Consider the following 16,463-nt stretch of genomic DNA (forward strand, 5'->3'; position numbering starts at 1 on the left):
ACTTCGCTTAATACCGTCATTAGTCATTTTACAAAGGTGAACCCATGAGTTCGTCCACCCCGACCAACACTTCGAAGCTGGATCGCATCCTCGCCGACAACCAGCGCGACAAGGAAATGGGCTACCGCGACAAGGCCCTGAAGATGTATCCGCACGTCTGCGGCCGCTGCGCCCGTGAGTTCTCCGGCAAGCGCCTGAGCGAACTGACGGTGCACCACCGCGACCACAACCACGACAACAACCCGCAGGACGGCTCGAACTGGGAGTTGTTGTGCCTGTACTGCCACGATAACGAACACTCGCGTTATACCGACCAGCAGTATTTCGACGAAGGCTCCCTCAGCACGCCGAAAATCGCCAAGGCCACGCACAATCCGTTTGCGGCGTTGGCGGGGTTGATGAAAAAAGAAGATTAAAGATCTTCAGTGCCTGAACCGGCCTCATCGCGAGCAGGCTCACTCCTACAGTTGATTTTGTGAACGCCCCAGATCAACTGTAGGAGTGAGCCTGCTCGCGATAGCCATGGTTCAGGAACCACCAATCTCAAACCGAACACCCCTGCCCCAATCCCCGTATAATCGCGCTTTTTTCCCGAAAGGCACCCCGCTCGTGGCAGACAAACGGTACAGCTGCATTGGTTTGTATAACCCCAAATCACCGGAGAACGTCGGTTCGGTGATGCGCGCCGCTGGCTGTTATGGCGTGGCGTCGGTGTTCTACACCGGCAAGCGCTATGAGCGCGCCGCCGACTTCGTCACCGATACCAAGCGCGTGCACTACGATATCCCACTGATCGGCATCGACGACCTGAAGAAAATCCTGCCGCTCAACTGTGTGCCGGTCGCCGTGGAACTGGTCGAAGGCGCTCGCCCGTTGCCGGAATACACCCACCCGGATCGCGCGCTCTACATCTTCGGCCCGGAAGACGGATCGCTGGATAAAGAGATTCGCGACTGGTGCGAAGACGTGGTCTACATTCCGACCACCGGTTGCATGAACCTGGCCGCCACAGTCAACGTCGTGCTCTACGACCGCATGTCCAAGGGGCTCAATACCCGCTCCGGGCCAAAATTCCGCTAATCGCCGCACATCCGATTGAACGAGCTGCCCGCCCTGGCTGTCAGCTTGACTATCGATCACCCAAGCCTGGAGACAGACCATGAGCGAACTCAAACGCGTCGAGCGTATCGAATCCACCCCGTTCCAGAGCCCCTCCGAGCAAAACGTGCAGGGCTGGGAACGCATCGGCTCCCTGGCCGGCGGCGTGGTGATGGTGGGCAAGGGCCTGCGGCGTGGCGGGATCTTTGGCCTGATCCAGGTGGCCATCGGCGGCGTGGCCCTGGCGCGCGGCATTACCGGCCACAGTTCGGCGAAAAGCCTGCTGGAGAAAAGCCGTCAGGACATGAACAACGTGCGGGCGAAAATCCAGCGGGCGGGTGAAGAACTGAGCCAGTTGAAGGCCAATGCCGAGGCGGCGACCAAAACCGCGACCGTTACCGGCAATGATTCGCTGAAATCGCCGAAAGCCGGGGTTTGATCCGGGAGTTTCACTGAGGCAACCGGCCCCTTCGCTGGCAAGCCAGCTCCTACATTTGAACTGTACCATTCACAAAACCGATGTAGGAGCTGGCTTGCCAGCGAACGCGGAGTTACTGGATCAACTCGGTACTTAGTACTTTTGAAGAGCCACCAATCACGCTCTCGCTGAGCTGAACAAACGCCTGGGTATCGATATTCCCCAGCTGCATCGCCCCGCGCAACACGTCGTCCAGCGACCGCTTGTTGTGGGTTTTCAGGCGAATCTCGCGATCCAGTTCCTGCAGCAACACCACTGCCCTGGTCACCTGCGCCGGGCTGATCTGTTCACCGCGCAGCGTGGTGACTTTCTGGCTGCTCTTGACCAGTCTGCCGTGCACGCTCTCGTAGCGTTCATCGCTCATGCCGCCGGCCCGGCGCATCAGTTCGATGGCGTAATACTCGGCAAAGCCTTCGCTGATCCAGTCACTGCGCTGGGTGCCGTTGATCCGCCCGAACATCTGGGCCAACTCACGGACCAGCGCACTGGAGCCGCTCTCGCTGACCAACGGCAGGTGACTGTTCAGATAGATCGACTCGTGCGCCGACTGGCTGCCACGCCACATCGGATCATTGGCCCCGACGATCAGCAGTTTGCCAGGGTGTCGCGGGTACAGCGCCTGCACTTGCGGCCAGACGAAGCTCAGCAAGGTCAGTACATCCATACGGCGCATACCCTGCCCCAGCGGCGAGGTGACGGTGACTTCGGTCTCGCCCAGACGAGTACGGCGGCTGCCAAGCTGGCCGGCGAGCATCCAGCCCGTGGGCCGGTCGAACAGTCGGGAAGGATTATCGATACGGAATTTGTTCTGGCCAATCCGTGGCCACGCGGTTTCAACGCTTTTCCAGTCACCGGGCAGCTCGAATTCAAGGCGTGAAACCAGTTCGATGTCATCCTGTTGATCGAGTCTGGCAGCCGGCACCAGATCGTCGCCCCGCATCAACACCCAGTTTGGCGTCATGCGCGCGTCGAAGCTGCCGCTCTTGCGCCCGTGGCTGATATTCACACGGTAAATCAGGCTGGCCTTGTCGGCAGTCGGACGCCAGATACCGCGCGCCGCTTTGCCAGGGGTCAGTTGCCATTGGCCGTCGGCCTTGAAATCGCTGTAGTGGCTGCCGTCGCCGAGGTCGAAATCCAGGCTGCGCACCGCCGAACCCTGGGCGAGCGTCAGGCGCACTTCGGCCTGATCGCTCTGGGGCAACAGGTGTACGTGATAATCCAGATTGACTTTGTTCGCTGCCCATACGGGTGAATTCACGACCAGTAGTCCAACGACCCACGCCTGCCGCCATCCCACAGCCATACACACTCCTTCGTGAAACGTTATACGTTCGGCCGTCAGCCCGCGCGGAAAATCAGGTGATCTTCCCAATCATCTTCCGGCACGCTGCCTTCGGCGAGCATGCGCCCGGACTGGGAAATCCGCTCGTGATGCACAGCATCGCGATCACCGCACACCAGGTGATGCCACAATGGAAGGTCCTTGCCTTCGCTGACCAGGCGATAGCCACAGGTCGGCGGCAGCCATTTGAATTCGTCGGCCTTGCCCGGCGTGAGCTGGATACAGTCCGGCACAGAGTCACGACGGTTGGGATAGTCCGTGCACTGGCAGGTTTTCAGGTCCAGCAATTTGCAGGCGATGCGCGTGTAATAAACGCTGTTGTCGTCTTCGTCTTCAAGCTTTTGCAGGCAGCACAATCCACAGCCGTCGCACAGCGACTCCCATTCCTCCCGATCGAGTTGATCAAGGGTTTTGCGTATCCAGAACGGTTCTACTTTGGCGGCCATGGTTCGAGCATCGACATCAGGTGGTGAAAAGGCAGCCAGTCTAGTGCCCGAAAGCCCGCGGGCCAAGCATTGGCGACTGTCGGTAGAACGGGCTTGTCAGATTTTGCGCTGCCAAGTAGGGTTTTGCGTCGCTCCCACTTTCAAACGTAGCAAGGAATCTCTTGATGAGTGCCAACCCACGCGTTGCCGATTACGCCATTCACCCTCAGTTCACCGATCGCTGGTCGCCCCGCGCCTTCACTGGCGAAACGATTCCAGAGGAAACCCTGCTGAGCTTCTTCGAAGCCGCCCGCTGGGCACCCTCGGCCTACAACTCGCAACCCTGGCGCTTCCTATACGCACGTCGCGACACGCCGAACTGGGAGCGCTACCTGGGCCTGCTGAACGAATTCAACCGCAGCTGGGCGCAACATGCTTCGGCCCTGGTGATCGTGATCTCGAAAACCACCTTCGCCGTGCCTGGCGCCACCGAAGAAACCCCGGCCCTGTGGCACACCTTCGACACCGGTTCCGCCTGGGGTCACCTGGCCTTGCAAGCGAGCCTGAGCGGTTGGCACACCCACGGCATGGCCGGTTTCGACCAGGAACTGACCCGCAAGGAGCTGAACATTCCTGAAGGCTACGCCCTGCACGCCGCCGTCGCGGTGGGCAAGCTTGGGGACAAGGCAAGCCTGGCGGATTACCTGCAAGCCCGTGAAGAACCCAGCCCGCGTCGTCCATTGAGCGAGTTGGCGGCTGAAGGTGATTTCACCCTCTAACAGCAAAAGATCGCAGCCTGCGGCAGCTCCTACAGGAGTTCACATAATCCTGTAGGAGCTGCCGCAGGCTGCGATCTTTTTTCGCTGCGCCTCAATACCCGCGATCGAAATCCACTTCCCCGCGCAACGCCTCTCCCGCCTGATACGCCCGCAGGTTCTCGACAAACAGCTTCACCATCATCGAAGGCGAAGTCGGTGCCGAGCTGTGGCCGGTCAGCAGCAGGCCCCAGGCTGTCCAGAATGGATGACGCTGGGGTAACGGCTCCTGACGGCACACGTCGATCACCGCACCCGCCAGATGCCCTTCCTTCAAGGCATCCACCAGATCCGCATCGACCACCGCCACACCGCGCCCGGCGTTGATGAACAACCCGGTCGGCTTGAATTGCTTGAACAGCGTCGCGTCGTAGATATCGTGGGTGTCCGGCGTGTTCGGCAAAAGATTGACCACGTAATCGACTTCACCGACCAGCCGCGGCAAATCCGCCATTGATCCGACTTCGATAAACGGCGCCTGTTCCCGCGCGCTGCTGGCAACGCCATACAACTCGACGCCGAACGGCACGAGGAACTGCGCGACACTTTGACCGATATCACCCGTGCCGACGATCAACACCTTGCGCCCCGCCAGGCTCTGGCCATGGCGGCTGTCCCACTTGCGCTCGACCTGGCTGACCAGTCGCGCCAGCACTTCACGTTCGTGACCGAGCATATACGTGAGCACATACTCGGCCATGACCTGTCCGAAGATGCCGACGGCACGGGTCAGCCGATAGTGCCGCGGCAAGCCATCGGCCAGCAGCGGCGTGATGCCGGCCCAGGTCGATTGCAGCCATTGCGGTTGATGGCCCTGGCGTAACAGGGTCGCCAGCAAATCTGGCTGGCCGAGCCACACCGGACAATCGGCGGCCTGGCTGGCCAGTTCGGCGGAATCACCGCTGGTCAGCACCTCCAGGTCCGGTGCCGCCTCGCGTAACAGTTGGGCGTACACGGGGTGGTCGTGTTCAGCAATCAGGACGCGCATGCTTCAAACCTTTCAAAAACGGTACAGACGGCCGCCGACAGAGCGGTGCTCCGTCGATGCTGCCATCGCAAAAATCAATCAGTGTTTCATAACCACTCTGAACAGAGCCTGTCTGCCGCTCACACCGGATCGTTGCGACGCAACAATTCTTCCGGCAAGTGCTCGATGTACTCGTCTTCGGCAGGCGGCATTTGCAGGTGATAACCCTGTTTGTCGAGGTTTTCCAGCACGACCGTGATGTCCTCGCGCGACAGTTTGCGCTCGGGGCTCAGCACCAGATCGAACGCGTGGATGGCCTTGCCGAAGGCTGCCATCAGGGGATCCGGCACACGTTCCAGAGCATCGCTCTTGAGCACATACAGGTACATTTCGTTTTTCTTCGAGCTGCGGTAGATGGAACAAATACGTTTCAAGGCTGTTCTCCGGCGGTGGCCAGGCTGTCGAGCAGCGCCTGGCCCATCAATTCGCGGCGCCAGCCACGCAGCGAATCAGGCAATTGGTAGGGACCATTGGGAAAGCCGCTCTTGAGCAGCGCTTCCAGGGTTTTCTTGCGCAGCATCAGTTCCGGCGCAATGTTCAGGCGCTCGGCTTCGGCCTGGCCGATGGCTTTCATCTGTTTGAGTAGCACGGCAGCGTCCACCGGCAATGGCTCAGGCACGGCTGGTGGCCATTGATCAGGCGACACACTGCCAGAGCGCTTGATCAGATCAAGCAGAAACTCGCCGTCCTGACGCACGGTACGCGGGTGCATGTCTTCGATTTTCGCCAAGGCACCGAGGTTATCCGGTTGCGTACGCGCCAGCGGCCACAACGAATGCTCGCGGATAATCCGGTTGCGCGGCAGGTCACGCGCGCGGGCTTCCTTTTCGCGCCAGGCGCAGAGCTCACGCAAAACGGCGAGTTGGGCGCGAGACAGCTTCCAGGCCAGCTTGGCATCGCGATAGACCTCGTACGGATCGATCTCGCGGCGCAGGTTGGCCACCAGTTCGGCGCCGTCTTCCAGGACCCAGGCGTACTTCTCGTCAGACAGCTTTGGCCGCAGCTTTACGAAGACTTCAGCCAGGTGCACGGCATCTTCGGCGGCATAGCTGATCTGTGTTTCGGAAAGCGGACGTTGCAACCAGTCGGAACGGGTTTCACCCTTGGGCAAGTCGATGCCGAGCACTTCCTGCACCAGCCGCGAATAACCCATGGAAAAACCGAGGTTCTGGTAAGCGGCAGCCAACTGCGTATCGAACAGTGGCGCCGGCAGGCTGCCGGTCAGGCGTAGCAAGACTTCGAGGTCTTCGCTGCACGCGTGGACAACTTTGACCACGGCCGGGTTTTCCAGCAGCGCGGCCAGTGGTTGCCAGTTATCGATGGTCAGTGGATCAATCAGGTAGGCGCGTTCGCCATCGCCGACCTGCAGCAGGCCGGCGATCGGGTAGAAGGTGTCGACCCGCATGAATTCGGTGTCGAGGGCAACGAATGGCAACTGCTGCCACTCGGCACACAACCGTCCGAGGCTATCGTTGTCGCGAATCCAGTGAATATCGATGGCCACACGGCTCTCCCTTGAAGAATGGCGCGCAGTATATATCGCCCCCGGCGATTTCCGCGCATCCACTGAACAAGAGCGTTAGCGAAAATTACTGCGTGACATACAGAATAGTCCGACAACGTCGGGCTAGCTGGTCTTACCCAGCACGTAGATCCGCATCCGCGCGCAACCCGGAAAAAAGTCCTGATGGCTGAGCAACCGGAAACCCGCCTGCCTGAACTCGCTTTCCACCTCGGTCTTGCTCGGTAACGGCCCTTCCACACCCGAGCGCGCGGCCTTGAAAAGACCGTCGAGGCGCACTGCGACAATCACCGTATCGCGACTGACCCGGTAAAACTCGCCCAGCATCGCCAGACGATGTTCCGGGTTGGTGAGGTGCTGAAACAGTTGCATGCAAAAAATGCAGTCAACCGCGTTCTCCGACAAGCCAATCGAGAACGCCGAGCTTTGAAAGGTCTTGATCCGCTTCAACAAACTCTGAGGGTGATGGGTGCGGGCGTGATCAAGGATGTCTTGAGATGGATCTGTCGCGAGAATTACCCGATTCGCATGCTCGGCCAGCACCGACCAGAAACGCCCCACACCGCAGGCCACATCCAGGATCAGGCCCGGCTCGCCGGCGACCTTGAGCGCATTGCGCACCAGACGCTCCTCACGCCAGAGCGCCAGACGCCCGGCCAGACCCGGCGCTTGCGGCTGAAGGCAGACGCGCGCGTGCTCCTGGTCGTAGCGCCGGGCAATCTCAAGCTCGATGGCGGATGGAGGCTGAGCGGACATGTGCAATGGCTCTTGATGAAAGTTCTACAGGCCGCAAGTCAGCGGCCGCCGTGTGAAACAAAACCTGTGCACTCAATCTTTGGCCAACACACCGTTGACCACTGGACCACGACATCCGGCAAACATGTCCAGATCCTGGTTGTAGACCTTGCTGTTGACTTCCAGCAGGCCAAGCATCGAATGGAACAAGTTGTCCTGGCTCAGGGGCTTTTCACGATTCTGTTGCAGGCAACGGGTATCTACCGCAAACGACTTTTTATAGCTGTCGGAGAACCACGCAAACATGGCTACATGCTTTTGCTGCTCGGGTGCCAGCATGTAAGGCGTGCCGTGGAGGAACAAGTTGTATTCACCCAGGGACTCGCCGTGGTCCGACAGATACAGCATCGCGGTATCCACTTTGTCCTGGTTACTGCGCAACAGATCGATCAAGGTCGACAGTACATGGTCGGTATATACCAGGGTGTTGTCGTAGCCGTTGACGATACTTTCGCGACTGCAATTGTTCAGGGCATTACTCTCGCAAACCGGGGTGAAGCGCTCGAACTCTTTCGGATAACGCTTGAAGTACTCCGGACCGTGGCTACCCATCTGGTGCAATACCAATACTGTGTCCTTGTCCAAGGTATCGATGAAATGTTGCAGACCCTGCAGCAGGATTTCATCGCGGCATTCACTGTTGGCGCACAGCGCCGGATCTTTCAGATTGCTGACGTCCTGAATGGTGACGCGATCGCACGTACCTTTGCAGCCTGACTGGTTGTCACGCCAGATCACGTCGAGACCCGCATGCTTGAGCACATCCAGCAGGCCTTCTTCGTTCTTTGCCTTGCTGGCGTTGTAGTCCTTGCGCCCCATATTGGAGAACATGCAAGGCACCGATACGGCGGTTTCAGTCCCGCAGGAATGCACATCGGTGAAGGCGATCAGGCCGTCTTCCTTACTCAGTTTCGGCGTGGTGTCACGGCTATAGCCAAGGATGCCGAAGTTCTCCGCCCGGGCACTTTCACCCACGACAAGAACCGTCAGGGATTTACGCCCATGCGTCTGCCAGGCCGGATTGCGCTGGGCATCTTCACCGATTTTGACAAAGGGTTGCCGTGCAGTTGCTACTTTCTCGCGCAAGAAACCAGCCGAGGCACCAATGTAGTTGCTTGGCACCACCATCAGGCGCAACTCGTGGTGATTGCGAAACAGCGAAGACAGACCTTGATAGTTAACCAGTGCAACACCACCAATGACCGCTGCCGAGGCAAAAGTCACCAAAACTTTACTGAGTAGTTCACGGTGCCAGCGACGATAATTAACCGGTGTCTTCCACAACAGCCAAGACGGTAAAACACCGAGCAGCACAATAAAAACAAACAACTTTGGCGACAGTAAGTCGCGCACTTCCGTAGCATTGGTCTCAGCGAAGTTACGCAACATGCCGGTGTCGATCAGAACACCATACTGGCTCATGAAATACGCCACACCCGCACTGATCATGAACAGCAGGGTCAGGACCGGCTTGAGCACCGGCCGGAATGCCAGCAGGGTCAGCACAATGTTGAAGGCCGCGAAGATCATCACCCCAAAGGCCACACGCATGACGATGCCTTTGCCGTCGGATGCGGTGATTTCGAACAGGTGCTGCCAGAGTACAAAATTGAAGCCAACTAACAAAAATGCGCTGGCAATCAGTGTCACCCATTCGGGGCGCACGGCTTTAATCTTAAGCATGAGATTCGGCGGGTCCTGAAAAAGTGTCTTCGGCAAATGTGAAAATTTCATTTACCGAGACAGCTCTAATTTTAGATAGCCAACCATCAATTTTTCGTGAAAAAGAAGCCAACAATCAGTTGGCTTATAAACCAGCCTGATACTTCCAGACTATTTGAGAATGGTTCAGCTCCGGTACAGCTTCGACTCAAGCCTGATGCAAATACCAGCGCCAGTCCTGCTCACCGACCTCCCCCATGAATTGGCGATATTCGGCGCGTTTCACCGCCAGGTAGACACTGAGGAATTCCCCGCCGAAGGCTTCTTTGGCCCAACTCGAACCTTCCAGCGATCGCAAGGTGGTCAGCCAGTCTGTCGGCAACAGTCTCGCAGCCTGGGCGTAGCCGTTGCCTTCCACCGGCGCACCAGGGTCGAGTTGTTCGCGGATACCGCGATGAATACCGGCCAGAATCGCCGCAGCCGCCAGATAAGGATTGGCATCTGCGCCACAGATCCTATGTTCGATGTGCCGGGAATATGCCGGCCCGCCCGGTACGCGCAAACTCACGGTGCGATTGTCCACGCCCCAGGTGGCCGCCAGTGGCGCATAGCTGTTGGCCTGGAATCGACGGTAGGAGTTGGCGTTGGGGCAGAACAGCAAGAGCGAATCGAGCAAGGTACTGAGCATGCCTGCGACGGCCTGCTTGAGCAGTGGCGTTCCATCCGGGGCTTCGCTGGCGAAAAGGTTGTTGCCATCCTTGTCCGCCAGGCTCACGTGCATGTGCATCCCGGTGCCGGCCAGGTCATCGAAAGGCTTGGCCATGAAACAGGCTGTCATGCCGTGCTTGTGCGCCACCCCCTTGACCAGACGCTTGTAGCGCACCGCTTCATCCATCGCCTGTAGCGCGTCGGTGCGATGTTCGAGGGTGATTTCCACTTGCCCCGGCGCGTATTCGGAAATGGCCGTGCGCGCTGGAATCCCCTGGAGCTTGCAGGCGTTATAGAGATCGGCCAGGAACGGTTCGATCTGCTCAAGCTCGCGCAAACCATAGACCTGAGTGCCGCGCGGACGCCCGCCATCGACATCCCGTGCCGGTTGTGGCCGGCCATTGCTGTCGCGTTGCTGATCCAGCAGGTAGAACTCCAGTTCCGCTGCCATGACCGGGTAATAGCCGTCAGCCTGTAAACCTTCGACGACTTTCGCCAGTAAATGACGAGGATCGGCAATAGTGGCGGGCATTCCCTCCGTCGGATGCATGCTGACCTGCACGGCCGCCGTCGGTATCAGACGCCACGGCATGCGCGTGAGACTGCCGCTGATCGGGTAGGCCCGGCAGTCGATATCACCCACATCCCAGACCAGCCCGGAGTTCTCCACGTCATCGCCATTGATGGTCAGGCCGAGGATGGTGCTCGGCAATGGCCGTCCGCTTTCATACACCGCCAGCAACTCGTCACGATGCAGCAGCTTGCCCCGCGGTACTCCGTTGTTGTCGAGGATGAACAGTTCGAACATTTCAATGTCCGGGTTCTGCTCCAGAAATGTCTGGGCTTCAAGCCTGGTGGCAAACGAGGTCGTGGCACAACTCATGGGAATTCTCTTTTTCCGTGTCAGACGGGTACGCAAAAGCACCCGCACTTTAATCCCGGCATCAAGCGGAATAGGTAGGAACAATCAGCGGAAAAAGCAGGAATCCGGCGGGCGCGCATGGCGGCAATGCCACAGCGCCCAGAAGGCCAGTTCAGAAGGAAGTGCAGAGAGGTTTGGCGCAGTGGCGGGCGTGAATCGACGAAGAAGGCTCGACGCTCGAGCGTCGATGGATGCCTTGAAGTGGATTACGACTGGCCAACCGTCCATAGAGAGAACCGCAGAAAACAGATGACCCGCAGCGTCACACGATGGGTTGAGTCGTTAAATCGGGATTTGAAGAACCTTGGATAAGGCCTGACTAAACATTTGGCTGCGACTTATATTTAATTTCTAAATACTTCGTCGGAATTTCTGATTTGCCGCCTCCAGGCCTCGCGCGCCTAATCGGAACCCTACTGTTCAAGGTCCGATCATGGAAAACACCCGAGCCACTTCCCGCCCTGCCCTCTGGTTCATGTTCAGCATTGTCCTGGTTGCCCTGAACCTGCGCCCTTCCATGGCCGCGGTAGGGCCTCTGCTCTCGGCGATTCGCGACGACATTGCGCTGAGCTTCAGCCAGGCTTCACTGCTGACCATGTTGCCAGTGACGGCCATGGGACTGGCGATGTTTGTCGGCCTGCACGTCAGCCAGCGATTCGGCGACCAGCGCACGGTGGTGTTCTCGTTGCTGATCATCGGCGTGGCCACGCTTTCGCGGTTGCTCCTTGATTCAGCTGCGGAGCTGCTTCTCAGCGCGGTACTGGCAGGTATCGGGATAGCCCTGATCCAGGCGCTGATGCCAGCGCTGATCAAATCCCGCTTCAGCGACAATGTCGCCCTGTGTATGGGACTCTACGTCACGTCGATCATGGGCGGTGCCGCCATGGGTGCTTCCTTTGCGCCACTGGTGATGGAACGTACCGGCAGCTGGCGTATGGGCCTGGCGATCTGGGCGATTCTCGCCGTGCTGGCATTGCTGCTCTGGGGTACCCAACGGGCGGAGATGCCGACACGGGATTCAAAGGCTTCCAGTAATGGTTCGTTCTTCGCCAATTCCCGCGCGTGGTTACTCGCGATCTTCTTTGGCCTGGGCACTGCGTCCTACACCTGTGTCCTGGCCTGGCTGGCGCCGTACTACGTGGAAAAGGGCTGGAGCGAGCAGCACGCCGGATTGCTGCTCGGATTTCTGACCGCCATGGAAGTGCTGTCGGGCCTGCTGACGCCCGTCATCGCCAATCGCAGCCGCGACCGCCGTGTCGTGCTGATGGTATTGCTTGTACTGATCATCGCCGGTTTCTGCGGATTGATTCTGAGCCCACAACATTTGAGCTTGATGTGGCCATGCCTGCTGGGGCTGGGCATTGGCGGCCTGTTCCCGATGAGCCTGATCGTATCGCTGGATCACCTGGACAATCCCTTGCGCGCTGGTGGCCTGACCGCCTTCGTTCAAGGCATTGGCTACTTGATCGCCGGCCTGTCGCCGCTGCTGGCGGGGATCATCCGCGACCGGCTCGGCAGCTTTGAATGGGCCTGGTGGTCGCTGACAGCGGTCATGGCACTGATGATGTTGATGGTTTTTCGCTTCAACCCAAGACACTACACCCGCCACATCCATTGATCCGGAGCCTGCCATGAAAACCATCGGTTTCGCCGCCGCTCACGCCAGCATGCTGCTTTGGGCCTTGTTGATCGCCGCGTCGTTTTCCGCGGCGGCGCAAGTCAGCCAGGCCATCGACCCGATCCTGCTGACCGGTTTGCGCCTGCTGTTTTGTGCCTTGGTGTTTCTGCCGCTGTTGCTGTTAAAAGGCGATGCGATCATGACCGCTCGTGGGCTGCTCGGTCACGCGGTGCTCGGCCTGCTGCTGGCGCTGTACTTCGGCTCGCTGTTCGAAGCATTGCGCTACACCTCGGCCGTCAATACCGGGACGATGTTTACGCTGGTGCCGCTGATGACCCTGGGTTTCGAAGCCGTGCTGACACCTGACGGCAGCCTGAAACAACGGATTGTGCCGATGCTGCTCGCCGCTGCCGGGGCGGTTTTGCTGATAATGAAAGGCACCGGCCCCGACGAATTGCCATCGCCGTATGCATTGACGGTGTACGGCGTCGGTTGCCTGGCGATGGCACTCTACGCCCCTCTCAGCCAGCGCCTGAAAGCCAACAGCCTCAAGGGGCGTGGGCCGGTGCCCATGACGTTCTGGAACATGCTGTTCGGTGCGCTGTTTCTGCTGGTGTTCTGTGGATTCAGTGGCGGTTGGCGCTCGGCATCATTACTGACGCTCAACGATTTCTATTGGCTGATGTACCTGGCGGTATTCGCCACCCTGGCGACGTTTTGGCTGCTGCATCGGGCCATCGGCGTGATCGCGCCGTCCTCGGTGATTTCCTACATCTACCTGAGTACGCTGTTCATCACCCTGTTTCACTGGCTGTGGGGGCGCCAGACGCCGCTGCCGCTGGAAATGGCCGGCGCGGTGCTGGTCGGCCTCGGCATGTTCGCGCTGTTGATGTCCAGCCGCCGCGCCGTGTCGGCGATGGTCCAGGGCTGACACGGGCCTGGGCGAAACGTCCTGCAAGGCATTCTCCCTGCTCGCTCATTCCGCTAGGATCTTTCGCTCATCCTTGCGCACGGTCAGTGCAAGGGACGCAGCGAGACGCAATGGATGCTGAACAGTAATTCGCTTAGAAAACTCGACATGCAGGACCTCATGGTGTTCGTCGCCGTGTACGAGCAAAACAGCGTCACCGGCGTATCCGAGACGCTTTGCGTCAGCCAGTCCACGGTGAGTTACTGCCTGAAAAAACTGCGCACCTGTTTCGGGGACGAATTGTTCATCAATACCCGCACCGGTGGCATGCAGCCCACCTGCAAGGCCGGCACGATGTACCCTCACGTGCTGAAAGTCCTGGAAAGCATCAACCTGTGTCACGCCGGCCCACCCACGTTCGACCCCGGGCTGAAACCCGTGACCTTCAACATCTGCGCACCGGAATATTTCGAACAGTTGATCCTGCCGCGCCTGCTGAAACGCTTCGACCTCGCCGATCTTCCAGTGATGGTCAATGTGTTCAAACTCGAAGCCGATATCCCTGCCGAAGCGTTGCGCGAAGGCAGCCTCGACCTGGTGATGTGCTTCGGCCCGCACTTTCATCGCAGTCACATCGACTTCAAATCCCGGACGCTGCTCGAAGACGATCTGGTGTGTGTTTTCGACAAACGCGCCACGCCGGCGGAACCGCGCTTGAGTCTGCAAACCTATGTCGAACGTCGACACGTGTTCCCGACACCCTGGACGTCCGCCACCAACATGGTCGACGGCTGGCTTGCGCAGCAAGGACAACAGCGCCAGATCGTCGCACGCGCCAACAGCTACAGTGCAGCGCTGAAACTGATTACCGGCACCGACTATGCCCTGACCCTGCCCCGGCGCATCCAGCAACTTCTGGCCAACACAGACACTTTCAATCACTGTGAAGCACCCGAAGGCTTGCCGGGTTTCACCCTCGACATGCAGTGGAGCCAGGACGCGGATCAGGACAGCGCCAACACCTGGCTACGAGCGCAGGTGATCCAGGCCGGCGTCGAGCAGGCAACGGCCTGATATTCAGTTGCTGATGGCGGTCTTGCTGTAGGAATCGCGATCGATGTCAAGAGTCTCCACGCACAGCTGGACTTCAACGCCAGTCGGCCACTCACAAAGCTCCTGCACCACCGCCAGCAGGCTTTCAGACAGTTGCTTCTTGATCTCTGCGGAACGACCACTCAACAGCGCCAGTTTCACATGCACGAACGCCCGCTCGGCCAGTACCGTACCGACCCTGAACGTATCGACCTTGACCGCGCGGCTCTTGATGTCGAATTCGGCAAACTGACCGGAACCCACCAGCGTATTGTTCAACCGCATCAATGCCACATCGGCATTCAGATCAGTCAGGTTGGCGGTGTATTCCATGTGCAGGTGAGGCATGAGTCAGATCCTGTAAGTAGTTGGGCAGGTCGTACATATAACACAGCGTCGCCCTGTTCATTAGGGCAGTGGCAAAACGGCACGTTCACTCATGAACGCTTCCAGGCGCGAGCGTAACCAGCGCTCGGCAGGGTCGGTATCGACATGACTGAGCCAGACCATGGACAGGTCCAGAGTCGGCGTCTTGATCGGAAAGGGCTCCTTGAACAGCATTCCCGATGCAGCCATCGCCTCGGCGGTGTAATCCGGCAGACTGGCAATCAGGTCCGTCCCGGCGAGCAAGGCTGGCAACGCACTGTATTGCGGTACCGAGAGCACTACCTGGCGCGTGCGACCGATATCTGCCAGCCACTCGTCGGCATAGCCACTGACGTTGGCGGTATGGGACACCAGCACGTGTGGTCGCGCGCAATATTCATCGAGGGTCAGCGGTGTGTCGGAGGCATCGGCGCGCAATATGCTGGGATGGATGTGCCGCAGCAACTTGCGCTTGGCATTGGCCGGCAAGCCACGGGTCTGGCTGATACCCACCGTGATATCACCAGACGCCAGCAAGTCGGGAATTCGCCAGTAATCGACATGCTGCACCACAAACACCACGTTGGGCGCTTCCTGGCGCAAGACTCGCAGCAATGGCGGCAACAGGCCAAACTCGACATCGTCGGACAGACCGATGCGGAACGTCATCGTACTGCTGGCCGGATCGAAATCATGGGTCAGACTCAAGGCCACGGACAAGGAGTCCAGCGCCGGCGACAGATGCTTGATGATCTCCTCTGCCCGCGCTGTCGGTTCCATGCGATGGCCGACGCGTATGAACAGCGGATCATTGAACATTGCACGCAAGCGGTTGAGCGCCGAACTGATGGTCGGCTGACCGAGAAACAGCTTCTCCGCCACCCGAGTGACATTACGCTCGAGCATCAGTGTTTCGAATACCACCATCAGGTTGATATCCGCCTTGCGTAGTTCGTTGCGATTCATCCACTGCCCCCGATCTCCAAATCTGCTGACAGTTTAGGTAGCTGGCGCGACTGCCGTCTATCCGACTCAGGTCCAACAGCCTGACGCGGGTTGAAACGAAGCTGCCCTGAACGAGCAACTTCATCATCCTCAAACTACATTTCCTTGATCGGGGTCTGGTCGCAGGTCCCCTTGATCAAACTGATTGCATGCAGGCAATCAGCCTTGTTGACGTAAGCCTCCCCGCTGGCAATCGTTTCATGATTGCCAGCCCTCAACCGCCAACGCCATTGGCCCTTGCCAGTCAGGACGGTGCCGCGGATTTGCCTGTAAATCTCAAAATACATTGCTCGCTCCTTGCGATTGCTGGTGACTGCAGATCAGTGGTCTGCGAAACCAGAGTAAAGGAGGAGTTTCCAGGGCGATTACTTTCAATGTCAGGGGATATTTCGCACTGGCACCCCTGAATAACCGTGTGCAATTTTTCCCGCGGACAAAAACAAAACCCCTACCTGCATACGCAGATAGGGGTTTTGGAATTTAATCTTGACGATGACCTACTCTCACATGGGGAAACCCCACACTACCATCGGCGATGCATCGTTTCACTGCTGAGTTCGGGATGGGATCAGGTGGTTCCAATGCTCTATGGTCGTCAAGAAATTCGGGTACTGAGTCGTGACCAGATGGCCTCGCTTCAGCAAATTGGGTAGGTGATAGCTTTCGGTGTTTTGCGAG

At 58.7% G+C, this 16,463-nt stretch carries 18 protein-coding genes and 1 rRNA gene; 7 read left to right on the forward strand and 12 right to left on the reverse strand.

Translation table 11 applies throughout. The features are described 5' to 3' along the window. The first annotated feature begins 44 nt into the window (after positions 1 to 44). The 3 genes from AC1D19_RS05270 to AC1D19_RS05280 all read left to right on the forward strand — a co-directional run bounded on the left by AC1D19_RS05270 (position 45) and on the right by AC1D19_RS05280 (position 1,537). Positions 45 to 416, forward strand: coding sequence for a YajD family HNH nuclease (locus tag AC1D19_RS05270; protein ID WP_007898702.1), 372 nt, complete (start codon positions 45 to 47; stop codon positions 414 to 416). A 193-nt stretch (positions 417 to 609) separates the two neighbouring features. Then, positions 610 to 1,080 carry an RNA methyltransferase gene (locus AC1D19_RS05275; protein ID WP_007993783.1) on the forward strand — a complete coding sequence of 157 codons (471 nt, stop codon included), beginning with the start codon at positions 610 to 612 and terminating at the stop codon, positions 1,078 to 1,080. 79 nt (positions 1,081 to 1,159) lie between these two features. Beyond that, a complete protein-coding gene (locus tag AC1D19_RS05280) occupies positions 1,160 to 1,537 on the forward strand; it encodes a YgaP family membrane protein (protein WP_015096372.1) in 378 nt (125 codons plus the stop codon). A gap of 112 nt (positions 1,538 to 1,649) precedes the next feature. Here the strand turns inward: AC1D19_RS05280 and AC1D19_RS05285 are convergent, their stop codons facing one another. Both AC1D19_RS05285 and AC1D19_RS05290 read right to left on the reverse strand, forming a co-directional pair. Beyond that, positions 1,650 to 2,879: a hypothetical protein gene (locus AC1D19_RS05285; RefSeq protein WP_477762597.1), complete on the reverse strand. Its 1,230-nt coding sequence runs from the start codon at positions 2,877 to 2,879 to the stop codon at positions 1,650 to 1,652. Positions 2,880 to 2,914: 35 nt separating this feature from the next. Then, complete coding sequence (locus AC1D19_RS05290) at positions 2,915 to 3,364, reverse strand: YcgN family cysteine cluster protein (RefSeq protein ID WP_108218518.1); 450 nt, start codon at positions 3,362 to 3,364, stop codon at positions 2,915 to 2,917. A 164-nt stretch (positions 3,365 to 3,528) separates the two neighbouring features. On the opposite strand from AC1D19_RS05290, the gene AC1D19_RS05295 reads away from it, so the two are divergent. Then, a complete protein-coding gene (locus AC1D19_RS05295; protein WP_007984791.1) occupies positions 3,529 to 4,122 on the forward strand; it encodes a nitroreductase family protein in 594 nt (197 codons plus the stop codon). A gap of 91 nt (positions 4,123 to 4,213) precedes the next feature. On the opposite strand, the gene AC1D19_RS05300 is transcribed toward AC1D19_RS05295, so the two are convergent. The 6 genes from AC1D19_RS05300 to AC1D19_RS05325 form a co-directional block, all read right to left on the reverse strand. Then, a complete protein-coding gene (locus AC1D19_RS05300) occupies positions 4,214 to 5,146 on the reverse strand; it encodes a D-2-hydroxyacid dehydrogenase (protein ID WP_477762598.1) in 933 nt (310 codons plus the stop codon). 119 nt (positions 5,147 to 5,265) lie between these two features. Then, positions 5,266 to 5,559: a YcgL domain-containing protein gene (locus AC1D19_RS05305; RefSeq protein WP_477760744.1), complete on the reverse strand. Its 294-nt coding sequence runs from the start codon at positions 5,557 to 5,559 to the stop codon at positions 5,266 to 5,268. Further along, positions 5,556 to 6,689, reverse strand: coding sequence for a ribonuclease D (gene rnd, locus AC1D19_RS05310; protein WP_477760743.1), 1,134 nt, complete (start codon positions 6,687 to 6,689; stop codon positions 5,556 to 5,558). The genes AC1D19_RS05305 and rnd overlap by 4 nt, the downstream gene beginning before the upstream one ends. Positions 6,690 to 6,812: 123 nt before the next feature. After that, positions 6,813 to 7,463: a class I SAM-dependent methyltransferase gene (locus tag AC1D19_RS05315; protein WP_477756350.1), complete on the reverse strand. Its 651-nt coding sequence runs from the start codon at positions 7,461 to 7,463 to the stop codon at positions 6,813 to 6,815. 72 nt (positions 7,464 to 7,535) lie between these two features. After that, positions 7,536 to 9,185 carry a phosphoethanolamine transferase gene (locus AC1D19_RS05320; RefSeq protein ID WP_477762599.1) on the reverse strand — a complete coding sequence of 550 codons (1,650 nt, stop codon included), beginning with the start codon at positions 9,183 to 9,185 and terminating at the stop codon, positions 7,536 to 7,538. A 187-nt stretch (positions 9,186 to 9,372) separates the two neighbouring features. Beyond that, positions 9,373 to 10,755, reverse strand: coding sequence for a glutamine synthetase family protein (locus AC1D19_RS05325; RefSeq protein ID WP_477762600.1), 1,383 nt, complete (start codon positions 10,753 to 10,755; stop codon positions 9,373 to 9,375). A gap of 472 nt (positions 10,756 to 11,227) precedes the next feature. Here AC1D19_RS05325 and AC1D19_RS05330 point away from each other — a divergent pair, with 472 nt between their 5' ends. The 3 genes from AC1D19_RS05330 (at position 11,228) to AC1D19_RS05340 (ending at position 14,396) form a co-directional block, all read left to right on the forward strand. Further along, complete coding sequence (locus AC1D19_RS05330) at positions 11,228 to 12,412, forward strand: cyanate transporter (RefSeq protein ID WP_477762601.1); 1,185 nt, start codon at positions 11,228 to 11,230, stop codon at positions 12,410 to 12,412. A 13-nt stretch (positions 12,413 to 12,425) separates the two neighbouring features. After that, positions 12,426 to 13,343 (forward strand): DMT family transporter, encoded by a 918-nt coding sequence (locus AC1D19_RS05335; RefSeq protein WP_477762602.1) that lies wholly within the window; start codon positions 12,426 to 12,428, stop codon positions 13,341 to 13,343. Between the two features lie 114 nt (positions 13,344 to 13,457). Continuing rightward, on the forward strand, positions 13,458 to 14,396 hold the full coding sequence (locus tag AC1D19_RS05340; protein WP_477762603.1) for a LysR family transcriptional regulator: 939 nt from the start codon (positions 13,458 to 13,460) through the stop codon (positions 14,394 to 14,396). Between the two features lie 3 nt (positions 14,397 to 14,399). Here the strand turns inward: AC1D19_RS05340 and AC1D19_RS05345 are convergent, their stop codons facing one another. From AC1D19_RS05345 to rrf, 4 genes are all read right to left on the reverse strand, one after another. Further along, positions 14,400 to 14,762 carry a 5-carboxymethyl-2-hydroxymuconate Delta-isomerase gene (locus AC1D19_RS05345; RefSeq protein WP_477762604.1) on the reverse strand — a complete coding sequence of 121 codons (363 nt, stop codon included), beginning with the start codon at positions 14,760 to 14,762 and terminating at the stop codon, positions 14,400 to 14,402. A gap of 60 nt (positions 14,763 to 14,822) precedes the next feature. Continuing rightward, positions 14,823 to 15,746, reverse strand: coding sequence for a LysR family transcriptional regulator (locus AC1D19_RS05350; RefSeq protein ID WP_477762605.1), 924 nt, complete (start codon positions 15,744 to 15,746; stop codon positions 14,823 to 14,825). Positions 15,747 to 15,880: 134 nt separating this feature from the next. After that, positions 15,881 to 16,072 (reverse strand): YegP family protein, encoded by a 192-nt coding sequence (locus AC1D19_RS05355; protein WP_477762606.1) that lies wholly within the window; start codon positions 16,070 to 16,072, stop codon positions 15,881 to 15,883. A gap of 197 nt (positions 16,073 to 16,269) precedes the next feature. Beyond that, a 5S ribosomal RNA gene (gene rrf, locus AC1D19_RS05360) occupies positions 16,270 to 16,385 on the reverse strand. Between the last annotated feature and the right edge of the window lie 78 nt (positions 16,386 to 16,463).

Source organism: Pseudomonas sp. P1_C12, from assembly GCF_056406435.1.

Coding starts and splice junctions, on each gene's coding strand:
- AC1D19_RS05295 (WP_007984791.1), top strand. CDS start 3,529: ATGAGTGCCAACCCACGCGTTGCCGATTACGCCATTCACCCTCAGTTC.
- AC1D19_RS05355 (WP_477762606.1), bottom strand. CDS start 16,072: ATGTATTTTGAGATTTACAGGCAAATCCGCGGCACCGTCCTGACTGGC.
- AC1D19_RS05285 (WP_477762597.1), bottom strand. CDS start 2,879: ATGGCTGTGGGATGGCGGCAGGCGTGGGTCGTTGGACTACTGGTCGTG.
- AC1D19_RS05340 (WP_477762603.1), top strand. CDS start 13,458: ATGCTGAACAGTAATTCGCTTAGAAAACTCGACATGCAGGACCTCATG.
- AC1D19_RS05345 (WP_477762604.1), bottom strand. CDS start 14,762: ATGCCTCACCTGCACATGGAATACACCGCCAACCTGACTGATCTGAAT.
- AC1D19_RS05280 (WP_015096372.1), top strand. CDS start 1,160: ATGAGCGAACTCAAACGCGTCGAGCGTATCGAATCCACCCCGTTCCAG.
- AC1D19_RS05335 (WP_477762602.1), top strand. CDS start 12,426: ATGAAAACCATCGGTTTCGCCGCCGCTCACGCCAGCATGCTGCTTTGG.
- AC1D19_RS05330 (WP_477762601.1), top strand. CDS start 11,228: ATGGAAAACACCCGAGCCACTTCCCGCCCTGCCCTCTGGTTCATGTTC.
- AC1D19_RS05320 (WP_477762599.1), bottom strand. CDS start 9,185: ATGCTTAAGATTAAAGCCGTGCGCCCCGAATGGGTGACACTGATTGCC.
- AC1D19_RS05300 (WP_477762598.1), bottom strand. CDS start 5,146: ATGCGCGTCCTGATTGCTGAACACGACCACCCCGTGTACGCCCAACTG.
- AC1D19_RS05290 (WP_108218518.1), bottom strand. CDS start 3,364: ATGGCCGCCAAAGTAGAACCGTTCTGGATACGCAAAACCCTTGATCAA.
- AC1D19_RS05325 (WP_477762600.1), bottom strand. CDS start 10,755: ATGAGTTGTGCCACGACCTCGTTTGCCACCAGGCTTGAAGCCCAGACA.
- AC1D19_RS05315 (WP_477756350.1), bottom strand. CDS start 7,463: ATGTCCGCTCAGCCTCCATCCGCCATCGAGCTTGAGATTGCCCGGCGC.
- AC1D19_RS05270 (WP_007898702.1), top strand. CDS start 45: ATGAGTTCGTCCACCCCGACCAACACTTCGAAGCTGGATCGCATCCTC.
- AC1D19_RS05350 (WP_477762605.1), bottom strand. CDS start 15,746: ATGAATCGCAACGAACTACGCAAGGCGGATATCAACCTGATGGTGGTA.